General features: G+C 41.8%; 1 protein-coding gene, 5 tRNA genes and 1 rRNA gene. 1 reads left to right on the forward strand and 6 read right to left on the reverse strand.

The annotated features are described in order from the left end of the window. Positions 1-215: hypothetical protein (locus HWY38_RS00320; protein ID WP_411908462.1), on the forward strand; the 215-nt coding region annotated here is incomplete at its 5' end. Between the two features lie 3 nt (positions 216-218). On the opposite strand, the gene HWY38_RS00325 is transcribed toward HWY38_RS00320, so the two are convergent. From HWY38_RS00325 to rrf, 6 genes are all read right to left on the reverse strand, one after another. Beyond that, positions 219-295 (reverse strand) — tRNA-Pro (locus tag HWY38_RS00325). A 16-nt stretch (positions 296-311) separates the two neighbouring features. After that, positions 312-388: transfer RNA gene (locus tag HWY38_RS00330), tRNA-Arg, on the reverse strand. A 32-nt stretch (positions 389-420) separates the two neighbouring features. Further along, positions 421-495: transfer RNA gene (locus tag HWY38_RS00335), tRNA-Gly, on the reverse strand. 346 nt (positions 496-841) lie between these two features. After that, positions 842-914: transfer RNA gene (locus tag HWY38_RS00340), tRNA-Thr, on the reverse strand. A gap of 2 nt (positions 915-916) precedes the next feature. Further along, positions 917-991, reverse strand: a tRNA-Asn gene (locus HWY38_RS00345). Between the two features lie 46 nt (positions 992-1,037). Further along, a 5S ribosomal RNA gene (rrf, locus tag HWY38_RS00350) occupies positions 1,038-1,127 on the reverse strand; the annotation flags it as partial.

Here is a 1,127-nt window from a genome sequence, read left to right on the forward strand (position 1 = left end):
AAAGATCATTACCGCTTGTTGAAGCAGCTTTATTATCTTACCACTCAGCTTCTTTTATGTCAACAACTTTTTTCAAGTTGTTTCCGAAGCTTTTTGTTGTTGTCTGCTGTTCATCAGCGACGTTTAATAATATACCACGGTGTCTCTCTATAAATCAAGCATTTTTTAAAAAAAAGAGAGAAAAAGAAAACCAGTATATTATCTTTAAAGTTTGAGAATGGTCGGGAAGACAGGATTCGAACCTGCGACCCCATGGTCCCAAACCATGTGCTCTACCAAGCTGAGCTACTTCCCGATTTTTAAAAACATTATGGCGCGCCCGAGAGGAGTCGAACCCCTAACCTTTTGATCCGTAGTCAAACGCTCTATCCAATTGAGCTACGGGCGCAATTAATATCACAATATCCCGTTGGGATAAAATGGAGCGGAAGACGGGATTCGAACCCGCGACCCCCACCTTGGCAAGGTGATGTTCTACCACTGAACTACTTCCGCAAGTAAAAATGTAAAGCATGGCCAGAATACAGCCTCAGATAGCGGTAAACTGTATTATTATTTATTCAGTAAAAATCCAAACGGTATAACCCACAGATCAACCTAAACATACTGCTCATTATGACAAAAGTAATTATATCAAGGTTTTGATAAAAGTCAATACCGTTTAACAATTAATTATGTTAATCTCTTTGAATCATTGAAGCAAGGCTAACTTCATCAGAAAGCGCGCTTTAAACACCTATACCTTAACTGCTGCAATCAGTAACAGTTTTTACTGATCCAAATAAAAAAATAACAGTTCCATAACGCGCGGAAACTGCTTCAGATCAACGTATTTTAGATAAGCTTCCAAGCGGGCTCGAACCGCTGACCTCTTCCTTACCATGGAAGTGCTCTACCTGCTGAGCTATGGAAGCAATGGCTCCGCAGGTAGGACTCGAACCTACGACCGATCGGTTAACAGCCGATAGCTCTACCACTGAGCTACTGCGGAATATTATAAGCTTCATAAACAAAAACATGGTAGATAAAATAAAAAAGCTTGGCGGCGTCCTACTCTCACAGGGGGAAACCCCCGACTACCATCGGCGCTGAAGAGCTTAACTTCCGTGTTCGGCATGGGAACGGGT

It is taken from the genome of Bacillus sp. KS1 (assembly GCF_020075515.1).
Lineage (GTDB): Bacteria > Bacillota > Bacilli > Bacillales > Bacillaceae > Bacillus > Bacillus velezensis.